General features: G+C 39.0%; 17 protein-coding genes. 8 read left to right on the top strand and 9 right to left on the bottom strand.

Annotated elements, in window-relative coordinates; genetic code table 11:
• Positions 1–42 precede the first annotated feature (42 nt).
• The gene (locus JWP71_RS01410) at positions 43–510 is read left to right on the top strand and encodes a DUF4293 domain-containing protein (RefSeq protein ID WP_299496262.1); all 468 of its coding nucleotides are present in this window, start codon (positions 43–45) and stop codon (positions 508–510) included.
• A 28-nt stretch (positions 511–538) separates the two neighbouring features.
• Positions 539–1054, top strand: a complete 516-nt coding sequence (gene lspA, locus JWP71_RS01405) for a signal peptidase II (protein ID WP_299496260.1) — start codon at positions 539–541, stop codon at positions 1052–1054.
• Positions 1055–1095: 41 nt separating this feature from the next.
• Here the strand turns inward: lspA and JWP71_RS01400 are convergent, their stop codons facing one another.
• The 4 genes from JWP71_RS01400 to JWP71_RS01385 all read right to left on the bottom strand — a co-directional run bounded on the left by JWP71_RS01400 (position 1096) and on the right by JWP71_RS01385 (position 5527).
• Complete coding sequence (locus JWP71_RS01400; protein WP_299496258.1) at positions 1096–1554, bottom strand: nuclear transport factor 2 family protein; 459 nt, start codon at positions 1552–1554, stop codon at positions 1096–1098.
• A gap of 95 nt (positions 1555–1649) precedes the next feature.
• Positions 1650–3077 carry a chromosomal replication initiator protein DnaA gene (gene dnaA / locus JWP71_RS01395; protein WP_299496256.1) on the bottom strand — a complete coding sequence of 476 codons (1428 nt, stop codon included), beginning with the start codon at positions 3075–3077 and terminating at the stop codon, positions 1650–1652.
• Between the two features lie 366 nt (positions 3078–3443).
• Entirely contained in the window at positions 3444–4991 is a 1548-nt protein-coding gene (locus JWP71_RS01390; RefSeq protein ID WP_299496254.1) for a methylmalonyl-CoA mutase family protein, read from the bottom strand.
• A 5-nt stretch (positions 4992–4996) separates the two neighbouring features.
• Positions 4997–5527, bottom strand: coding sequence for a hypothetical protein (locus JWP71_RS01385; RefSeq protein ID WP_299496253.1), 531 nt, complete (start codon positions 5525–5527; stop codon positions 4997–4999).
• A gap of 94 nt (positions 5528–5621) precedes the next feature.
• Here JWP71_RS01385 and JWP71_RS01380 point away from each other — a divergent pair, with 94 nt between their 5' ends.
• Entirely contained in the window at positions 5622–5975 is a 354-nt protein-coding gene (locus JWP71_RS01380) for an iron-sulfur cluster assembly accessory protein (protein WP_299496250.1), read from the top strand.
• Positions 5976–6191: 216 nt separating this feature from the next.
• Entirely contained in the window at positions 6192–7433 is a 1242-nt protein-coding gene (locus tag JWP71_RS01375) for an ABC transporter permease (protein WP_299496248.1), read from the top strand.
• A gap of 32 nt (positions 7434–7465) precedes the next feature.
• On the opposite strand, the gene JWP71_RS01370 is transcribed toward JWP71_RS01375, so the two are convergent.
• Genes JWP71_RS01370 through JWP71_RS01350 form a run of 5 tightly spaced genes read right to left on the bottom strand, consistent with a single transcriptional unit; the run spans position 7466 to position 12594 of the window.
• Positions 7466–8209 carry a CpsB/CapC family capsule biosynthesis tyrosine phosphatase gene (locus JWP71_RS01370; protein WP_299496246.1) on the bottom strand — a complete coding sequence of 248 codons (744 nt, stop codon included), beginning with the start codon at positions 8207–8209 and terminating at the stop codon, positions 7466–7468.
• The gene (gene rfbB, locus JWP71_RS01365; protein ID WP_299496244.1) at positions 8210–9262 is read right to left on the bottom strand and encodes a dTDP-glucose 4,6-dehydratase; all 1053 of its coding nucleotides are present in this window, start codon (positions 9260–9262) and stop codon (positions 8210–8212) included.
• Positions 9263–9278: 16 nt separating this feature from the next.
• Positions 9279–10301 (bottom strand): UDP-glucose 4-epimerase GalE, encoded by a 1023-nt coding sequence (gene galE, locus JWP71_RS01360; RefSeq protein WP_299496242.1) that lies wholly within the window; start codon positions 10299–10301, stop codon positions 9279–9281.
• On the bottom strand, positions 10301–11284 hold the full coding sequence (locus JWP71_RS01355; protein WP_299496240.1) for a UDP-glucuronic acid decarboxylase family protein: 984 nt from the start codon (positions 11282–11284) through the stop codon (positions 10301–10303). The genes galE and JWP71_RS01355 overlap by 1 nt, the downstream gene beginning before the upstream one ends.
• A complete protein-coding gene (locus JWP71_RS01350; RefSeq protein ID WP_299496238.1) occupies positions 11284–12594 on the bottom strand; it encodes a UDP-glucose/GDP-mannose dehydrogenase family protein in 1311 nt (436 codons plus the stop codon). The genes JWP71_RS01355 and JWP71_RS01350 overlap by 1 nt, the downstream gene beginning before the upstream one ends.
• Before the next feature lie 62 nt (positions 12595–12656).
• On the opposite strand from JWP71_RS01350, the gene JWP71_RS01345 reads away from it, so the two are divergent.
• From JWP71_RS01345 to JWP71_RS01330, 4 genes are all read left to right on the top strand, one after another.
• The gene (locus JWP71_RS01345) at positions 12657–13883 is read left to right on the top strand and encodes a glycosyltransferase N-terminal domain-containing protein (protein WP_299496236.1); all 1227 of its coding nucleotides are present in this window, start codon (positions 12657–12659) and stop codon (positions 13881–13883) included.
• Positions 13884–14038: 155 nt separating this feature from the next.
• The gene (locus JWP71_RS01340; RefSeq protein WP_299496234.1) at positions 14039–14857 is read left to right on the top strand and encodes an alpha/beta hydrolase; all 819 of its coding nucleotides are present in this window, start codon (positions 14039–14041) and stop codon (positions 14855–14857) included.
• 150 nt (positions 14858–15007) lie between these two features.
• Positions 15008–15628, top strand: coding sequence for a 1-acyl-sn-glycerol-3-phosphate acyltransferase (locus tag JWP71_RS01335; RefSeq protein ID WP_299496232.1), 621 nt, complete (start codon positions 15008–15010; stop codon positions 15626–15628).
• Entirely contained in the window at positions 15628–16716 is a 1089-nt protein-coding gene (locus tag JWP71_RS01330; protein ID WP_299496230.1) for a glycosyltransferase family 2 protein, read from the top strand. Before JWP71_RS01335 ends, JWP71_RS01330 begins: the two co-directional genes overlap by 1 nt.
• Positions 16717–16871 lie beyond the last annotated feature (155 nt).

Below are 16871 nucleotides of genomic sequence, written 5' to 3'. Positions count from 1 at the left end.
TCAATACCTAAACAATTATATTTGCGCCATAATATCCAACTTATGTTACAACGAATACAAAGTATATACTTATTATTTGCCGGGCTTGTAATAGCTGCGCTATTTCTTTTCCCACTGGTTCATAATGTATATGTTAACAGCAAACCTGTAACTATTATGGTTACCGGTATTTACCAGGATGTAAACGGCCAACATACCCATACCGGGTCTTTCACTGCACTTACTGTGGCAACCGCGTTGGTAGCTTTAATACCTTTGGCAATTATGTTTATGTATAAAAACCGCAAACAGCAAATTGCCTTATGTTATGGCGCCATGCTGGTAGTAATAGCTTATAGCTATTGGGTATCACAAACGGTAAAAAATGCTATTGGAGATGCTTATTTAAATATGGGCAATTATGGCATTGGTATCATTCTGCTTTCGCTTAGCTTATTATTGATTGTGCTGGCTCAAAAATCTATACAGCGTGATGAGAAGCTGGTAAAGTCGGCAGATAGGTTAAGATAATTGTTTGAACCGTTAGTATAGCTTATTTATGAAGAATTGGGCAAAAATATTGTTATTCTGTATTAGCTGTACGGTATTTATAGGATGCGACAGGATAACCAAACAAATGGCAAAAGAACATTTATTGTTATTTGGCGAACCTATCTCTTACTTTCATGATACTTTCCGCTTTGAACGGGTAGAAAATACCGGCGCTGCCTTAAGTATTGGCGATGCGCTGCCCCAAAAAGTAAGTTTTTGGTTATTAAGTATAGTGCCTTTAGTAATATTGCTTCTTTTATTTGCTTATGTAGTACGGCAATTAAATAATTTTAGTTTATTAAAGCTGCTTTCCTTCTCGTTAGTAATAGCCGGCGGATTAGGTAATATTATAGACCGTATAATTTATGACCGCCACGTAACCGATTTTATGAATATGGGCATTAAAAATATACGTACCGGTATTTTTAATGTTGCCGATGTATGTATTACAGCAGGTATTATTGGCTTATTTATTGCTTTTTATAACAGGCAACGTGGGCTTTTAGAACCGGATAATGTTTAGCTTTAGCTATGGCTAAATAATATTGATTACTATAACATGGTTTATTCAGGACAATTATCCTTCCGCCTGGTATCAACAATATAAATGATCTTCCACCCGGCTGCAGTTTTCATTAATTGAAAAACATCCACCCCACAATGACTGAATTTATCATCTAAATAAAATTTGTATGGCGCCCAAACACTGGCCAAATCACCATCAATTTTTATATCCTGGAAAACTATTCGCTCATCATACACCCCTTTATGTGGTGTACCAACCATTTTCACAAAATCGTTAGGGTTATCTACTACCAAAACAGCCGAGCCATCCTTTTTATTCGATACCCCATGAAATGCAATGCCGATAGCAAATGTTGAGCGCAACAGCGTACTATCACCTTTACGCATAGCATCAAACATATTATTAATGGTTTGTTTAACGGCAGCCACGGCAGTTTCCTGGGCAAATGCGATGCTGCAATTTGCGATAATAGCTACGAGGATTATAATTTTCTTCATACACTAAATTAGTAAATAGTTATGCAAAAATATAAGACATAAAAAACGCCATTGTAAATAATCACAATGGCGTTTAAATATTGAGGTATATATCTTTACGACATTTTTAGCTTTTTCTGTATATCTGCTACGTAGCCTTTAAATTTTTTGTCGGTATCAATTAAGTCTTCTACTGTTTGGCAAGCGTAAATAACGGTTGAGTGATCTCGGCCACCAAAGAAGTGACCGATAGATTTTAATGAACTCTTGGTATGTGCCTTAGCCAGGTACATGGATATTTGGCGGGCCTGCACAATTTCGCGTTTGCGGGTTTGTGATTTAACCATATCAATAGGCACTTCAAAATACTCGCAAACCAGGTTTTGGATATACTCCATTGAAATTTCTTTCGAAGAATTTTTTACAAAGTTCTTCAGCATTTGCTTGGCCAGGTTCAGATCAATCTCTTTACGGTTAAGGGTTGATTGTGCCAATAAAGAAACCATTGCGCCTTCCAGCTCACGTACGTTATTATCAATATTGTGCGCTACGTATTCTATAACATCATCGCCCAGTTCAATGCCATCCTGGTAAGTTTTATTTTTAAGGATAGCCATGCGGGTTTCCAGATCAGGAATTTGAAGATCGGCAGAAAGGCCCCATTTAAATCTTGAAAGCAAGCGCTCCTCTAAACCGGCAAGGTCCTTTGGTGCTTTGTCTGATGTAATAATTAGTTGCTTACCTGATTGATGCAGGTGATTAAAGATATGGAAAAAGAAATCCTGTGTTTTTTCTTTACCTGCAAAGTTGTGTACATCATCCATGATCAACACATCAATAGCCTGGTAAAAATTCACAAAATCATTTATATTATTATGCTTTAGTGCATCAACAAATTGCTGCGTAAATTTCTCGCATGATACATATAGTACCAGCTTATCCGGTAATGAGCGTTTAATTTCATTACCAATGGCTTGTGCAAGGTGAGTTTTACCTAACCCTACGCCGCCATATATCATTAACGGATTAAACGAAGTGCCGCCCGGTTTGGCTGCAACAGCATATCCTGCAGATCGTGCTAAGCGGTTACAATCGCCCTCAACAAAGTTTTCAAAGGTGTATTGGCGGTTTAATTGCGGGTCTACATTCAGTTTCTTTAAACCGGGTATTACAAACGGGTTCTTAATATCCTTATTTATGGAAATAGGGATAGGCATAGACTGATTTTTTGACTCTGCGCCGTTTCCGTTTGAAGGCATATTTGTTGTATATGGTTTGCTAGTTGATGATTGCTCTACAACTATGTTATATTCCAAACGTCCATCATCACCCAATTGTTTTTTAATTGTTTTACGCAGTAACTGAACGTAATGTTCTTCAAGCCATTCGTAAAAGAATAAACTAGGAACTTGTATTGTTAAAACGCTACCCTCCATGCGTAAAGCTTTAATCGGCTCAAACCAGGTTTTAAAGCTTTGTGCCGGTATGTTGTCTTTTATTATAAAGAGGCAGCTATTCCAAACGGTAGTACAAGTTTTTTCCATATGTGATATTAGTAAAATGTTGATTTACACCCCCCAGCGACATATTTATTGGGGCTGCTACGGAACATCGAATATTCAGAAAAAAAGCGAATTAAAAAATTTATTTTTCACTTTTTATGAAAATAAATATCAAAAAAAATACACTTGCTATTGTATTTTTTTAAAGATAAAAAGTTATATTACGCATGACTTAAAAGTCATTATAATCTTTTTAATAGTAAACATTGCGTTTTATGCAGATTTAGCAGGTTTATTATTAATTACCTCAAAAAATTTGGCCTTATATCTTCTTACCAACAAGGTAACATTACGCTAGTTTTAGGAATTTCCATTATTTCGGTGGATTTACTTTTACTCCTGCTAGTTTTAAAACTCCCCAAAAACCTCGCGTAGCGTGTCAGCTATTTCGCCAAGAGTGGCGTAGTTTTCAACCGCTGCTAATATATAGGGCATCAGGTTTTCCTTTCCGGCTGCCGCGTCTTTCAACTGTTGTAAGCAAATCATAACAGCCGGGTTATCTCTTTCGGCCTTTAAAGCGGTAATTTTTTCTATTTGATGTTTACGTATAGAGTCATCTACCCTAAATACATTGGTTAGCGGTGCTTCTTCCTGCGTAAACTTATTTACACCTACTATTACTTTTTCGCCGCTTTCAATCTCGTTTTGGTATTGGTAGGCCGAGCTGGCTATCTCCTGCTGAATATAATCCTGCTCAATAGCCTTTACCGAACCGCCCATAGCGTCAATTTTATCAATGTATTGTTGGGCCGCGGCTTCCAGTTCGTCTGTAAGCGCTTCTATAAAGTATGAGCCCGCTAATGGGTCAACGGTATCAGTTACCCCGCTTTCGAAAGCGATGATCTGTTGCGTGCGCAAGGCAATTTTGGCGGCAGCTTCCGTTGGCAGGGCTATAGCTTCATCATAACCATTGGTATGTAATGATTGTGTACCACCTAATACCGCGGCCAGCGCCTGGTTACTTACACGTACTATATTATTCATGGGTTGCTGGGCGGTTAAGGTTGAGCCGCCGGTTTGGGTATGAAAGCGTAGCTTTTGCGCCCCGGCATCAGTCGCACCCAACTCTTTAGTTATATGTGCCCACATCCGCCTCGCGGCTCTAAACTTGGCTATCTCCTCGAAAAAATTATTATGGCAGTTAAAAAAGAAGGATAGCCTTTTAGCAAACACATTTATATCTAATCCTTTAGCTAGCGCGGCTTTTAAGTATGCTTTACCATTGGCTAAGGTAAATGCCAGTTCCTGCACCGCGGTTGATCCCGCTTCGCGGATATGATAGCCTGATATGGATATAGTGTTCCACTTAGGTACTTCCTTGCTGCAATATTCAAACACATCGGTTATCAGTCGCATAGATGGCTCGGGCGGGTAAATGTAGGTACCTCTTGCCGCGTACTCCTTTAATATATCATTTTGCACGGTGCCCGATAGTTGCTGTAGATTGGCCCTCTGCTTTTTTGCTAACGCGATATACATAGCCAGTAAAATGGGCGCGGTAGCATTAATGGTCATAGATGTGGTGATGTCCTTCAACTCAATCCCATCAAACAAAATTTCTATATCCTTTAATGAATCAATAGCTACACCAACCTTGCCAACCTCGCCCTCGGCCAATTCATGGTCAGAGTCATACCCTATTTGTGTTGGCAGATCAAAAGCTACCGACAGGCCCATTGTACCCTGGCCCAATAAATAATGGTAACGTTTGTTTGATTCTTCGGCGGTAGAAAAACCAGCGTATTGGCGCATGGTCCAGGGTTTACCGCGGTACATATCTTTTTGAATACCCCGGGTGTACGGAAACTCGCCGGGCAATTCATTCATTGAAGAGGGCGTAGTGTACACCTCCTTAATTTCAATGCCCGATGTGGTTGTTCGTTTTTTACCAGCCATAGCTTCTAAAATAATTCTTCCAGTTCCTTGCGGATCAAACTAAGGCCAATATCATACGGATTGTTTTCTGATTGGCTTATGTACGCTAGTATGGTTTTGCTTAATTCAAGCCCGGTAGCTGTTTCCGGTAATGCTTTTATGGCGTTATTTACTATGCCCAGGGTTTCGTCCTTTAATCTTTTTACTACCGCCCAGGTATTGCTGCTCACATAAATTTGCTGGGTAACGTTGTGCTGATATTCGTTACGCAATTCGGCAACTATTAACATATATAATTCAGCAGCCGAGTAATCAGGGTTATTTAACCGGATAAGAAGATTTGACGGGTTGATGCGCTCAATAAACAATACCACCCGCTCATACGCTTGTAACCGTAATGGTAGCGTTTGGGCCCCTATGGTTTTTTTAAGTTCCACGAGTTGTATGTTTTCTGACCGGTCAAGATAAGGCTTTAGTAAATAAAATGCTATCCACACTACGCCAAGGCCGGCGACTGTATATTTTATAATATCTAATAAATAAGGATATAGTATCATGTATCTGTTTAATGTTAGGTGCAGGTCATAAATAATACGACGGAAACAAAAATCCGCATTTTACCTTATATTTGTGTAGATAATTAAAAATAAGATGAGTATTGCTGTTGAAACTACACCCGCACCGGTTACACTTACAGAAGGCGCCGTTAAAGAATTGTATAAATTAAGAGATCAGCAAGAAATTGGCGGCGATTTTGGCCTGCGCATCGGCGTTGAAGGTGGCGGCTGTTCTGGCATGAACTATGTATTAGGCTTTGACCAGAAAAAAGAGGGCGACCAGGAATTTTTGATCAACGGCCTTCGTGTTTTTATGCATAAAGCGCACGGCATGTATTTAATGGGTATGCAGATAAATTTCCAGGATGGTTTAAACGCGCGCGGTTTTACTTTTGATAATCCTAATGCGGCAAGCACCTGCGGTTGCGGAACCTCGTTTTCGGTATAATATATATAGAATCAAGATACAAGAGTCAAGAAACAAGATTTTAAACAGATCTTTGTTTCCTGGCTCTTTTTATTTAGATGCTTTTAAAGTTTCCTTTGTTTTCATGTTGTATCAAATAAAAAATAAATTTAAAACATATCTTATTAATTATAACTGGTTAGTGTAACAAATTGGCATACAGGTTAGTCATACCGCTAAGTTTTTTATATTTATACCATGCCGGTAAAAACCACTCTTAAAGAAAACATCGCGATAGCTTTGCAATCTATAGCAGGAAACAAGCTGCGTACTTCGCTTACCTCGCTAATCATCGCTATTGGCATTATGGCTTTGGTGGGCATTTTAACTGCTATTGAAGGTATTAAACAATATACTACAGACGCTTTTTCAAGCCTTGGGGCAAATTCGTTTACTATACAAAATCGTGGTTCGGGGGTAAATTTTGGTAACGGCGGCCATAGAAAAGTTTATCCTTCAATACGGTATGACCAGGCCCAGCATTTTAGGGAAGCCTTTAAACTACCCGCATTAATTGCTATAAACTTAGATATATCGGGCATTGCCATTGCAAAATATGGCAGTGAAAAAACCAACCCTAATATTACAGTAACCGGTACCAATGAAAACTATTTGCAAACCAATGGCTATAAATTAGCTTTTGGGCGCAATTTTTCAGACGCCGAATTAGAACATGGCGCCAATGTTGTAATTATTGGCAACGAGCTAAAAAACAAGCTTTTTAAAAATGAAGACCCTATTAACAAATCAATTTTTGTTGGTTCTAATAAATTTAGGGTGATTGGTGTTTTCGCGCCAAAAGGATCGAGCGCGGGCATGGGGGGCGACAGGCTTTGTACCATACCTATACTTAAAGCTAAGCAAATAGCGGCAATTTCCAATCCATCATTTGCTATTACTATAATGGTAAATACAGCAGGTGGTTTTGATGCCAGTATTGGCGAAGCCACGTCTCTTTTTAGAAACATACGCGGCCTTACTGTTGCTAATAAAGATAATTTTGAAATTACCCGGAGTGATTCTGTACAACAACAGTTGGCCGGTCAGTTAAGTGGGATGACGATTGCCGGTTTTGCCATCGGTATAATTACCTTAATTGGCGCAGCAATTGGTTTAATGAATATTATGCTGGTTTCTGTAACTGAACGCACCCGCGAAATTGGTATCCGTAAAGCAATTGGCGCCACCCCGGCTGTAATACGCAAGCAATTTTTAATAGAAGCTATTGTAATTTGTTTAATAGGGGGCATAGGAGGCATTATACTGGGCATGGCGGTTGGTAACCTTATTGCCATACAAATTAGTGGTAAATTTATTGTGCCATGGCTTTGGCTATTTGCCGCTATAGGACTATGTACCCTAATTGGATTGCTATCAGGATCTTATCCCGCTAAAAAAGCTGCCAAACTTGACCCGGTTGAGGCATTGAGATATGAATAAGCAGAATTAAGATGTAAAGAATCAAGTTTCTCCTACTTCAGCATTATATTTTTAAGCGGATAATTAAATAATATTTTTTCCAGGTGTGGCATAGCTAATGCATCCTTAAATGCCTGAGCATGGCGCGGATGGTGCATATCGCTCGAGATAAAATCAACTAATTGCATGTTTACCATATCCTCGGCCTTTTTCTTTACATCTTTACCATAATATCCGGTTAATGATATCGTATTCATTTGCATGTTACAGCCCCAGCTACGCAAAACTGCCATAGCATCTGTATCCATATAAGTATATCTTTCGGGATGTGCCAATATAGGTTTATAGCCTCCCCACTCAATCATTTTTTGTATAACCGAAAACGCATTAGGGGGCGGGCTTATAAATGAGTATTCAAAAAGTGCATAATTATCTCCCATTGTCATTAACCGTTTATCTTCTACACGTTTTTCAAAAGTTTCGTCAAAATAATGCTCGGCTGCAGCTTCAACTTCTATGTCAATTTCCTGTTTTTTTAATTCGGCTTTCAGTATTTCAAGTGCTTCATTTATTGTCTCTGGTGTATTTCTATAAAAATCGATCATGATATGTGGAGTGGCGATTATTTTTTTTATTCCCAACTCCATCATCTTTTTAATCAAAAAGATAGATTCTTCAGGGTTTTGCGCCCCGTCATCAATACCAGGCAAAACATGGGAATGCATATCAACTACAACGGATTCGTAATTGAAAGAAATATCTTCCCTGACTTCTTTTTTTTTAAAAAAATTAAACATTCATCGATCGTTGTATTGTTCGGTATAATATTCCTGGTAATGGCCGGATGTAACATCAGTTAACCACTCTTCATTTGCTAAATACCAATCAACAGTTTTTTCCAAACCCTCTTCAAAGGTAATGCTTGGCACCCAACCCAACTCATTTTTAAGTTTTGAGGCGTCAATTGCATAGCGCAGGTCATGACCGGCCCTGTCTGTAACAAAAGTTATTAATTGTTCAGATTCTCCATCTGTCCTGCCTAGCTTTTTATCCATTATAGTACATAACGCTTTTATAAGGTCTATGTTTTTCCATTCGTTATGGCCGCCTATATTATAGGTTGTACCGGTTTTTGCTTTATGGAATATCAGGTCAATGGCACGGGCATGATCTTCAACCCATAACCAATCTCGTATATTCTCACCTTTGCCATATACCGGGACAGGCTTTTTTTGTTTAATATTATGTATAGCAAGGGGTATCAATTTTTCGGGAAAATGAAAAGACCCGTAATTATTGGAGCAGTTAGAGATAACGGTATCTAAACCATAAGTATCAAAATATGCCCTGACAAAATGATCAGAACTTGCTTTTGATGCAGAATAAGGAGAATGCGGATCATACGCGGTCTCTTCTGTAAACATCCCATCCTCACCTAAAGTACCATATACTTCATCGGTTGATACATGGTAAAACCGTTTGTCGGCATAGTTACCTTTCCAGCACGTGCGGGCGGCATTTAACAAATTTACTGTACCAACTACATTGGTCATTACAAACTCCAGCGGATTGGTTATAGAACGGTCAACATGCGATTCGGCCGCCAGATGTATCACCGCATCAGGTTGTTCGTCAATAAATAATTGATTAATAAAAACCATATCAACTATATCACCCTTTACAAACCTGTAATTATGCGCATTTTCAATATCCTTTAAATTTGCCAGGTTACCTGCATAGGTTAATTTATCCAGGTTGATAATACTATATTCCGGATAATTTTTTACAAACCGGCGCACAACATGTGACCCTATAAAACCGGCTCCGCCGGTAATGATAATTTTCTTCATATTTATTTTTGTACTGTTATAAAGGGTTTTGGGCAATGTATTTTTCCCATTCCCAGGCAGATTGCATCATGGTATCCAGATCAAGCTCGGTTTTCCATTTTAAAACATTTTTGGATTTGGTAACATCGCCCCAAACCTTTTCAATATCACCATCACGGCGCGGTCCTATTGTATACGCCAATTTAATTCCGGTTGTTTGTTCAAAAGCTTTTATTACTTCTAACACCGAACTGCCTTTACCCGTACCAATATTAAAAACATCATAACCGGTAAATCCTTTTGTTTCCATTAACTTTAACGCCGCTACGTGCGCTTTGGCCAAGTCAACTACATGAATATAATCACGTATACAGCTTCCGTCGGGTGTATTATAATCATTGCCAAATACCGTTATTTTTTGGCGTTTGCCTATAGCCGTCTGCGTAATAAACGGCACCAGATTTTGTGGCACACCAATAGGCAACTCGCCTATTAATGCTGTTTCATGGGCCCCTACCGGATTAAAGTAACGTAAAGCGATTATCTTATAATTACTGCCGGCGGCAGACATATCCTTTAGCATCTCTTCTGCTATCTGTTTTGTATTTCCGTACGGCGACTCTGCAGATTTTACCGGAGCATCTTCTGTAACCGGCAAACTATCTGGCTGCCCGTAAACTGTACAGCTTGATGAAAATACAAAATTTACAGGCTTGCTATCATATACATTCAATACGTTAAGTAACGAGTAAAGATTGTTCCGATAATATTTTAATGGAAATTGCACCGATTCGCCAACAGCTTTAAATGCGGCGAAATGTATAATACCGGTAATATTCGGCTCGTTTTTAGCCAACTCTTTTACACCCTGCTCATTACAAAGATTAAGCTGATAAAATGCAGGTTTATACCCTATTATTTTAGCAAGCTGATTGAGTATTTTAGCATTTGAATTTGAAAGATCATCAACAATAACAGGGTCATAACCCGCATTTACCAGCTCAACAACTGTATGCGAACCTATAAAACCCAAGCCTCCTGTTACTAATATCTTTGCCATTAGTTTTTGTTATAATAAGTAAAATCTTTGTGTAGAATTTCCTTTTCGGGCAATGACTTAAAATACTCATAAGTTATTTTCAGTCCATCGCTTCTTGAAACTTTAGGCTCCCAACCCAAAATACTTTTAGCTTTTGTAATATCGGGCCTGCGTTGCTTAGGATCATCGGTAGGTAAAGGCAAACTTATTAATTGCTGGTCGGTACCTGTTAGCTTTATAATTTCTTCTCCAAACTGGCGGATGGTAATTTCATCCGGATTGCCAATGTTCATTGGCTGCTCATAATCACTATGCAGTAAGCGGTAGATGCCTTCTATCAGATCATCAACATAACAAAATGAACGTGTTTGTGATCCGTCGCCAAACATGGTTAATGATTCGCCCCGTAACGCCTGGCCAATAAAAGCCGGCAATACACGTCCGTCATTTAGGCGCATACGTGGGCCGTAAGTATTAAATATACGTACTATACGTGTTTCTAAACCATGAAAGGTGTGGTAAGCCATTGTAATAGCTTCCTGGAAACGTTTAGCCTCATCATACACTCCGCGTGGGCCAACCGGATTAACGTTGCCCCAATATTCTTCGGGCTGTGGGTTAACATTTGGGTCGCCATAAACTTCGGATGTGGATGCAATCAGCATTCGCGCGTTTTTTGAGCGAGCCAAACCTAACAGGTTATGAGTGCCCAATGAGCCTACTTTTAAAGTTTGGATAGGTATTTTTAAATAATCTATCGGGCTTGCAGGCGAGGCAAAATGCAGTATATAATTTAACTCGCCGGGCACGTATACAAACTTGGAAACATCATGGTTATAAAACTCAAAATTCTCCAGTTTAAACAAATGCTCAATATTGCGCAAATCGCCGGTAATTAAGTTATCCATACCAATTACATGATAGTCTTCCTTGATAAACCTATCACATAAATGTGAGCCCAAAAAGCCGGCCGCACCGGTAATTAATATGCGATTACGTGCCATTAGCTTACTATTTTCCTTCCAATACTGTTATAGTAAAATCCGCAATCTATCATTTTCTGGATATCGTATAGGTTACGTCCGTCAAAAATAACCTTCGATTTTAAAAGATCGGATAATTGATCAAAATCAGGATTTCTAAATACCGACCATTCAGTCAATATTAATAAAGCATCTGCATCTGTTAAAGCATCGTACTGATTGGCAGCATAATTTATATTATCTCCCATCAGGCCTTTTGCATTTGTCATCGCTTCCGGGTCGAACACTGTTACCGACGCACCTTCTTTCAATAGCTCATCAATAATATACAATGCCGGCGCCTCACGAATGTCATCTGTCTCTGGTTTAAAGGCAAGGCCCCAGATAGCGAATTTTTTATTTTTCAGATCGCCTTTATAATATTTCCTCACCTTTTCAACCAATATCTTCCGTTGGATGTGATTAACATCCATTACCGAGTTTAATATTTTAAAATCGTAGCTATGTTGTTTTGCCGATAGGGCCAGCGCCTGCACATCTTTGGGGAAACAACTGCCACCGTAGCCAATGCCTGAAAATAAAAACCGACGGCCTATACGATCATCAGCACCCATACCGCGCCTAACCATATCTACATCGGCATCAACCAATTCGCAAAGATTTGCTATCTCATTCATAAATGATATTTTGGTTGCCAGGAATGAGTTGGCTGCATATTTTGTCAGTTCGGAAGAGCGTTGATCCATATAAATAACCGGGTTTCCCTGGCGCACGTATGGCGAATAAATCTCACTCATTAACTTACGTGCACGCTCGTCCATTGTTCCTATAATAATCCGGTCTGGTTTCATAAAGTCCTCAACTGCTACGCCTTCGCGCAAAAATTCAGGATTTGATACTACCGCGAATTCAACATTGGTATGCTCATTTAGTACGGCAGTAATTTTATCTGCCGTGCCAACCGGAACAGTTGATTTGGTTACGATAACCTTATATTCTGTAATCAAATGTGCAATTTCTTTCGCGGCGCCCAGCACATAGCTCAGATCTGCCGCCCCATCGCCATCAGGGGGGGTGGGTAAAGCCAGGAATATAATTTTAGCTTCTGCTATTGCTTCCGAAAGGTTATTGGTAAAATGTAACCGCCCCTGTTTTATGTTACGATGGAAAAGCAACTCCAAACCTGGCTCATAAATGGGCAATTTGCCCTCCTGCATCATTTTTACTTTATGCTCATTAATATCAACACAGATAACCTGGTTACCTGTTTCGGCCAAACAAGTTCCTGTTACCAGGCCTACGTATCCTGTTCCTACTACGGCTATTTTCACAAAAGTATATTGTTTTTAGTTATTATATTTATCCCGGCGAAGATACTGATTTCGTATTTAAAATGTTATTATTATATAACCTTGGGTTACGCGTTTACTACCTCTTAATATTACTATTTTCCTCTTTTAATAAAAAAGCCGGGCTGTGGATAAAGGGGCGCCAACATATTACTTATATACATTTTGAGCAAAGTATATGGTTTCATTTCGCTTCGCTTGGCGAGTTTGAGCAGGGACGGCCGGTTTTAGAAAAATTCAGGAGTTTATACCCGCAAAGCAAAATTGTTATTACGTTCTTTTCCCCATCTGGTTATGAAATAAGAAAAAGTACGCCGTTGGCCGACGCCGTTTATTATTTACCGCTAGATACTGCACAAAACGCGCAAGACTTTATTAAAGCCATAAATCCTAAACTGGCTATATTTACCAAATACGAGTATTGGTATCATTATTTTAATGAATTGAATACGCGGGGTGTACCTTTATACATCATATCGGGCATATTCAGGCCAAATCAGGTGTTTTTTAAATGGTATGGCGGCCTGCACCGCAAAATACTTGGTTTTGTACGTTATTTTTTTGTGCAGGATGAGCAATCAATTCAATTATTAGCATCTATTAATATCACCAATGCAACCGTTAGCGGTGATACACGCTTTGACAGAGTTTGGGCCAACGCACAGGAGGCAAAACAACTACCGGTTATCAGCGAATTTAAAAACAACCAAAAGCTATTCATTGCCGGCAGTACCTGGCCGGCTGATGAACAGTTGGTAGCTACATTAGTTACGCAATATCCCGATTGGAAATTTATTTTCGCTCCGCATGAAATCAGCGTGGAAAAAATTAATAAACTTATCAGTTTTCTACCTCAAAATTCTGTTACCCGTTATTCACAACTGCAATCTCAAACCTCAAATCTCAAGTCTCAAATCTTGATAATTGATAACATCGGCATGCTATCATCCCTGTATCAATATGGCGACATAGCTTTTATAGGCGGTGGATTTGGCGCAGGCATACACAATACTTTAGAGGCGGCCGCATTTGGTTTACCGGTAATATTTGGCCCTAACTATGCTAAGTTTAAAGAAGCGAAGGATCTGATTGAACTTGGTGCGGGTTTTAGCATAGCCGACGACCGCGAATTGAAAAGGACTGTTGTCGCTTTGATCGAGGATGACGCCTATTGTAGTGCTGTAAGTAAAAAATCAAAAGGTTATGTGGAAGAGCATGTAGGAGCCACAGCGGTTATTATGGGGCATGTAAGGCAGGCTGTATCTTTGTAATATTTTTCAGAACATATCTTCGGGCACGCTGTATTTAAACTAACCCCATATAGATTGGTACTGATTAAAGAGTTTTAATAAATTTTTAATGTATTTGCCCTGGAAGACGGTGAGTAATTTTCTCAAATATTCGGCATTATCCTTATTATTGCTTAATGGGTTTTCTACATCTTACCGGCTTGGGTAAAGTACATTTTCATGAATATGGCACCGGCACAAAACCTATGCTGGCCTTTCATGGGTATGGCATGACCGGTAAACAATTTCATGTATTGGAGCGATCTGTTTTACAGCAATATCATGTTTATGGCTTTGATCATATTTTTCATAATGAAAGCAAGTTGGATGGTTGGACCCAAGGACAAATTTTGGCTGGAATGCCCCGGGAAATGGTACGTAATTATATTGAAGAATGGTTTAAACTGCATGGCAGGCAACGTTTTTCGGTAATGGGCTATTCTATCGGCGCTAAATTTGCGCTGATACTGGTTGAAGAATATGCCGACTTGATTGACGAAATAATTTTAATAGCTCCTGATGGCTTGTCGGTATACAAAGGCATTCATTTTTTAATTCACCAGCCTGTTGGCAGGTGGTTTTTTAAACATGTAACCCAAAGCAAATGGCTGGCAACTACAATGCTAAATAGCCTTAAAAAAATAGGGTTTATTGATGAAAATTTGCACAAGATAGCTTATAGCGAAATGGATACGCCGAAAAAACGCTTGGATGTTTATTATACCCTTAATCTTATCCGCCTGCTTAAGCCAGACACAGACAAAATTGCCAGCCTGATAAATCACTACCAAATACCCTGCAAATTAATATTTGGCGAGCATGATCATTTATTCCCCAAAACTGCAGCATTGCCATTTATACAAAAACTGAACAATGCCGAAGTACATGAGTTGCCATTAGGGCATTGGCTGGTTATACCCGCACTTGATGAATATTTAGCTAAATTTGAGATATGACACCCTCGCGCCGAAATAATTTTACCAGTTACCTGTATGATTGCGGCGTAACGGGCGAAGTGCCGTATGATGAGCGGGTTACAAACACAACACCCTTCCACAAGCAAGCACTTAAATACCAGATAAATATAATCCATTAAATATTGCCGTGTGATCTATCCAAAGAAAAATAACATTATCCGTCGGGCCTTTCATACTTATGTGCATTGGATAATTCGCAGGCATTTTAACAACATCAACTTTAATGTTATTGATATCAATAAAAACAAATCGGTTTTATTAATTGCCAATCATTGCGGTTTTTGGGATGGCTTTCTGCTATATTGGGTAAATTGTAAAGTATTTAAAAAGAATTTTCACATTATGCTGCTGGAACGAACTTCTAAACGTGTACCTATTTTAAAATATGGCGGCGCTTTCTCTATCAATAAAAAATCAAGAGATATTATTGAATCGCTTGACTACGCCGCGCAACTTTTAAATGAGCCGGGTAACCTGGTGCTTATTTTCCCGCAAGGTAAACTTTACTCTAACTTTATTACCGGGGTAGAGTTTGAAAAAGGCATAATAAAAATAATTAAACAGGCAGCCGGTAAATTTCAAACTATATTTTCTACTACATTTATTGAAAACTTTGAGCATAAGCACCCGGGTGCTTATATTTATTTAAAAACCGCGGATGATAATTTTTCAACTATAAAAGAACTACAAGATGCCTATCAGCAACATTATACTGCATCACATCAACAACAAACGCAAATAGTTATATAATGATAATTGCAATAGCCATTACCTTTTTTTTCATTATTCTGCGCTTTGCGGTAACGTTGTTCAATTTTATTTCAGATCCTAAACTTCGCCGTGTAAACCGGTCCTATTATGATTTGGTATCTATTTTAATACCGGCTCGTAACGAAGAAGGAAATATTTTAAACCTGCTTCAATCCATCCATCAACAAGATTATCAAGACTACGAGGTTATTATTTTAGACGATGATTCGACGGACCGCACTTTCGCGCTTTGCGCTGCTTTCGCCGCGGCCCATCCCAATTTCCGTGTTATAAAGGGCGATAACCTGGCCCGTGGCTGGTTGGGTAAAAACTATGCCTGCCATCAATTAGCAGAGCAGGCCCGCGGAAACTTTTTTTTATTTATTGATGCCGATGAACAAATGAGCAAGGGTTTAATAAATAGTGCCGTTCATCGCATGTATGTGCAAAAGCTGGCGCTATTAAGTTTGTTTGCTAACCAGCAAATGCTAACTATCGGCGAAAAATTGGTAGTGCCCTTAATGCATTATATCTTATTAAATTTATTGCCATTGCGTTTAATATACCTGGTTAAAAATCATACAGTTGCCGCTGCAAGCGGGCAGTTTATGCTGTTTGATGCCGAAACTTATCGCAACAATCTATGGCATGAACAGGTAAAAGACAAAGTTGTAGAGGATGTAGAAATAATGCGCCTGATTAAAGCCTCGGGCTACAACGGCGAAGCATTAATGGCCAACGGAATGGTAAATTGCCGTATGTATAATAACTATACAGATGCGGTAAACGGGTTCAGCAAAAACTTCCTGGCGGCATTTAGTTATAATGTACTCTGGTTTTTAATTTATATTGTATTCATTATTGGCGGCCCCATGATGGTAATGATAACGCTTGATTTTCATCTGATATTTTTTATGGCCGGTTTAATTATACTTACCCGTATCATGATCTCGTTATCTGCCGGACAAAATGCATGGTACAATATTATTTTGCACCCGCTGCAAATGCTTAGCCTAACGCTTATTGCTTTCCTGGCTATACAAAGGCACCTAACTAAAACCATTATATGGAAAGGCCGCAGAATATAAATTCAAGGTATACGGCCCCGGCAATAAGGCTAATTATACTATTTCATTTAGTTGGGCTGATGGGCCTATCCATAAATATTTCACGTCCGTTTTTCCTGCAATTGGTACCTTACCATTTGTTGCTGATGCTGCTGATCCTGGTCTTTACCCATGAC

The organism is Mucilaginibacter sp. (assembly GCF_028287845.1).
Lineage (GTDB): Bacteria > Bacteroidota > Bacteroidia > Sphingobacteriales > Sphingobacteriaceae > Mucilaginibacter.
Note: the sequence above shows the minus strand (reverse complement) of the source record. Positions and strands in the feature narration are given on the sequence as shown.

What these genes read in the sequence shown, in the direction of transcription:
- JWP71_RS01410 (WP_299496262.1), top strand. Translation starts at nt 43, where the DNA reads ATGTTACAACGAATACAAAGTATATACTTATTATTTGCCGGGCTTGTA.
- lspA (WP_299496260.1), top strand. Translation starts at nt 539, where the DNA reads ATGAAGAATTGGGCAAAAATATTGTTATTCTGTATTAGCTGTACGGTA.
- JWP71_RS01400 (WP_299496258.1), bottom strand. Translation starts at nt 1,554, where the DNA reads ATGAAGAAAATTATAATCCTCGTAGCTATTATCGCAAATTGCAGCATC.
- dnaA (WP_299496256.1), bottom strand. Translation starts at nt 3,077, where the DNA reads ATGGAAAAAACTTGTACTACCGTTTGGAATAGCTGCCTCTTTATAATA.
- JWP71_RS01390 (WP_299496254.1), bottom strand. Translation starts at nt 4,991, where the DNA reads ATGGCTGGTAAAAAACGAACAACCACATCGGGCATTGAAATTAAGGAG.
- JWP71_RS01385 (WP_299496253.1), bottom strand. Translation starts at nt 5,527, where the DNA reads ATGATACTATATCCTTATTTATTAGATATTATAAAATATACAGTCGCC.
- JWP71_RS01380 (WP_299496250.1), top strand. Translation starts at nt 5,622, where the DNA reads ATGAGTATTGCTGTTGAAACTACACCCGCACCGGTTACACTTACAGAA.
- JWP71_RS01375 (WP_299496248.1), top strand. Translation starts at nt 6,192, where the DNA reads ATGCCGGTAAAAACCACTCTTAAAGAAAACATCGCGATAGCTTTGCAA.
- JWP71_RS01370 (WP_299496246.1), bottom strand. Translation starts at nt 8,209, where the DNA reads ATGTTTAATTTTTTTAAAAAAAAAGAAGTCAGGGAAGATATTTCTTTC.
- rfbB (WP_299496244.1), bottom strand. Translation starts at nt 9,262, where the DNA reads ATGAAGAAAATTATCATTACCGGCGGAGCCGGTTTTATAGGGTCACAT.
- galE (WP_299496242.1), bottom strand. Translation starts at nt 10,301, where the DNA reads ATGGCAAAGATATTAGTAACAGGAGGCTTGGGTTTTATAGGTTCGCAT.
- JWP71_RS01355 (WP_299496240.1), bottom strand. Translation starts at nt 11,284, where the DNA reads ATGGCACGTAATCGCATATTAATTACCGGTGCGGCCGGCTTTTTGGGC.
- JWP71_RS01345 (WP_299496236.1), top strand. Translation starts at nt 12,657, where the DNA reads ATGTTATTATTATATAACCTTGGGTTACGCGTTTACTACCTCTTAATA.
- JWP71_RS01340 (WP_299496234.1), top strand. Translation starts at nt 14,039, where the DNA reads ATGGGTTTTCTACATCTTACCGGCTTGGGTAAAGTACATTTTCATGAA.
- JWP71_RS01330 (WP_299496230.1), top strand. Translation starts at nt 15,628, where the DNA reads ATGATAATTGCAATAGCCATTACCTTTTTTTTCATTATTCTGCGCTTT.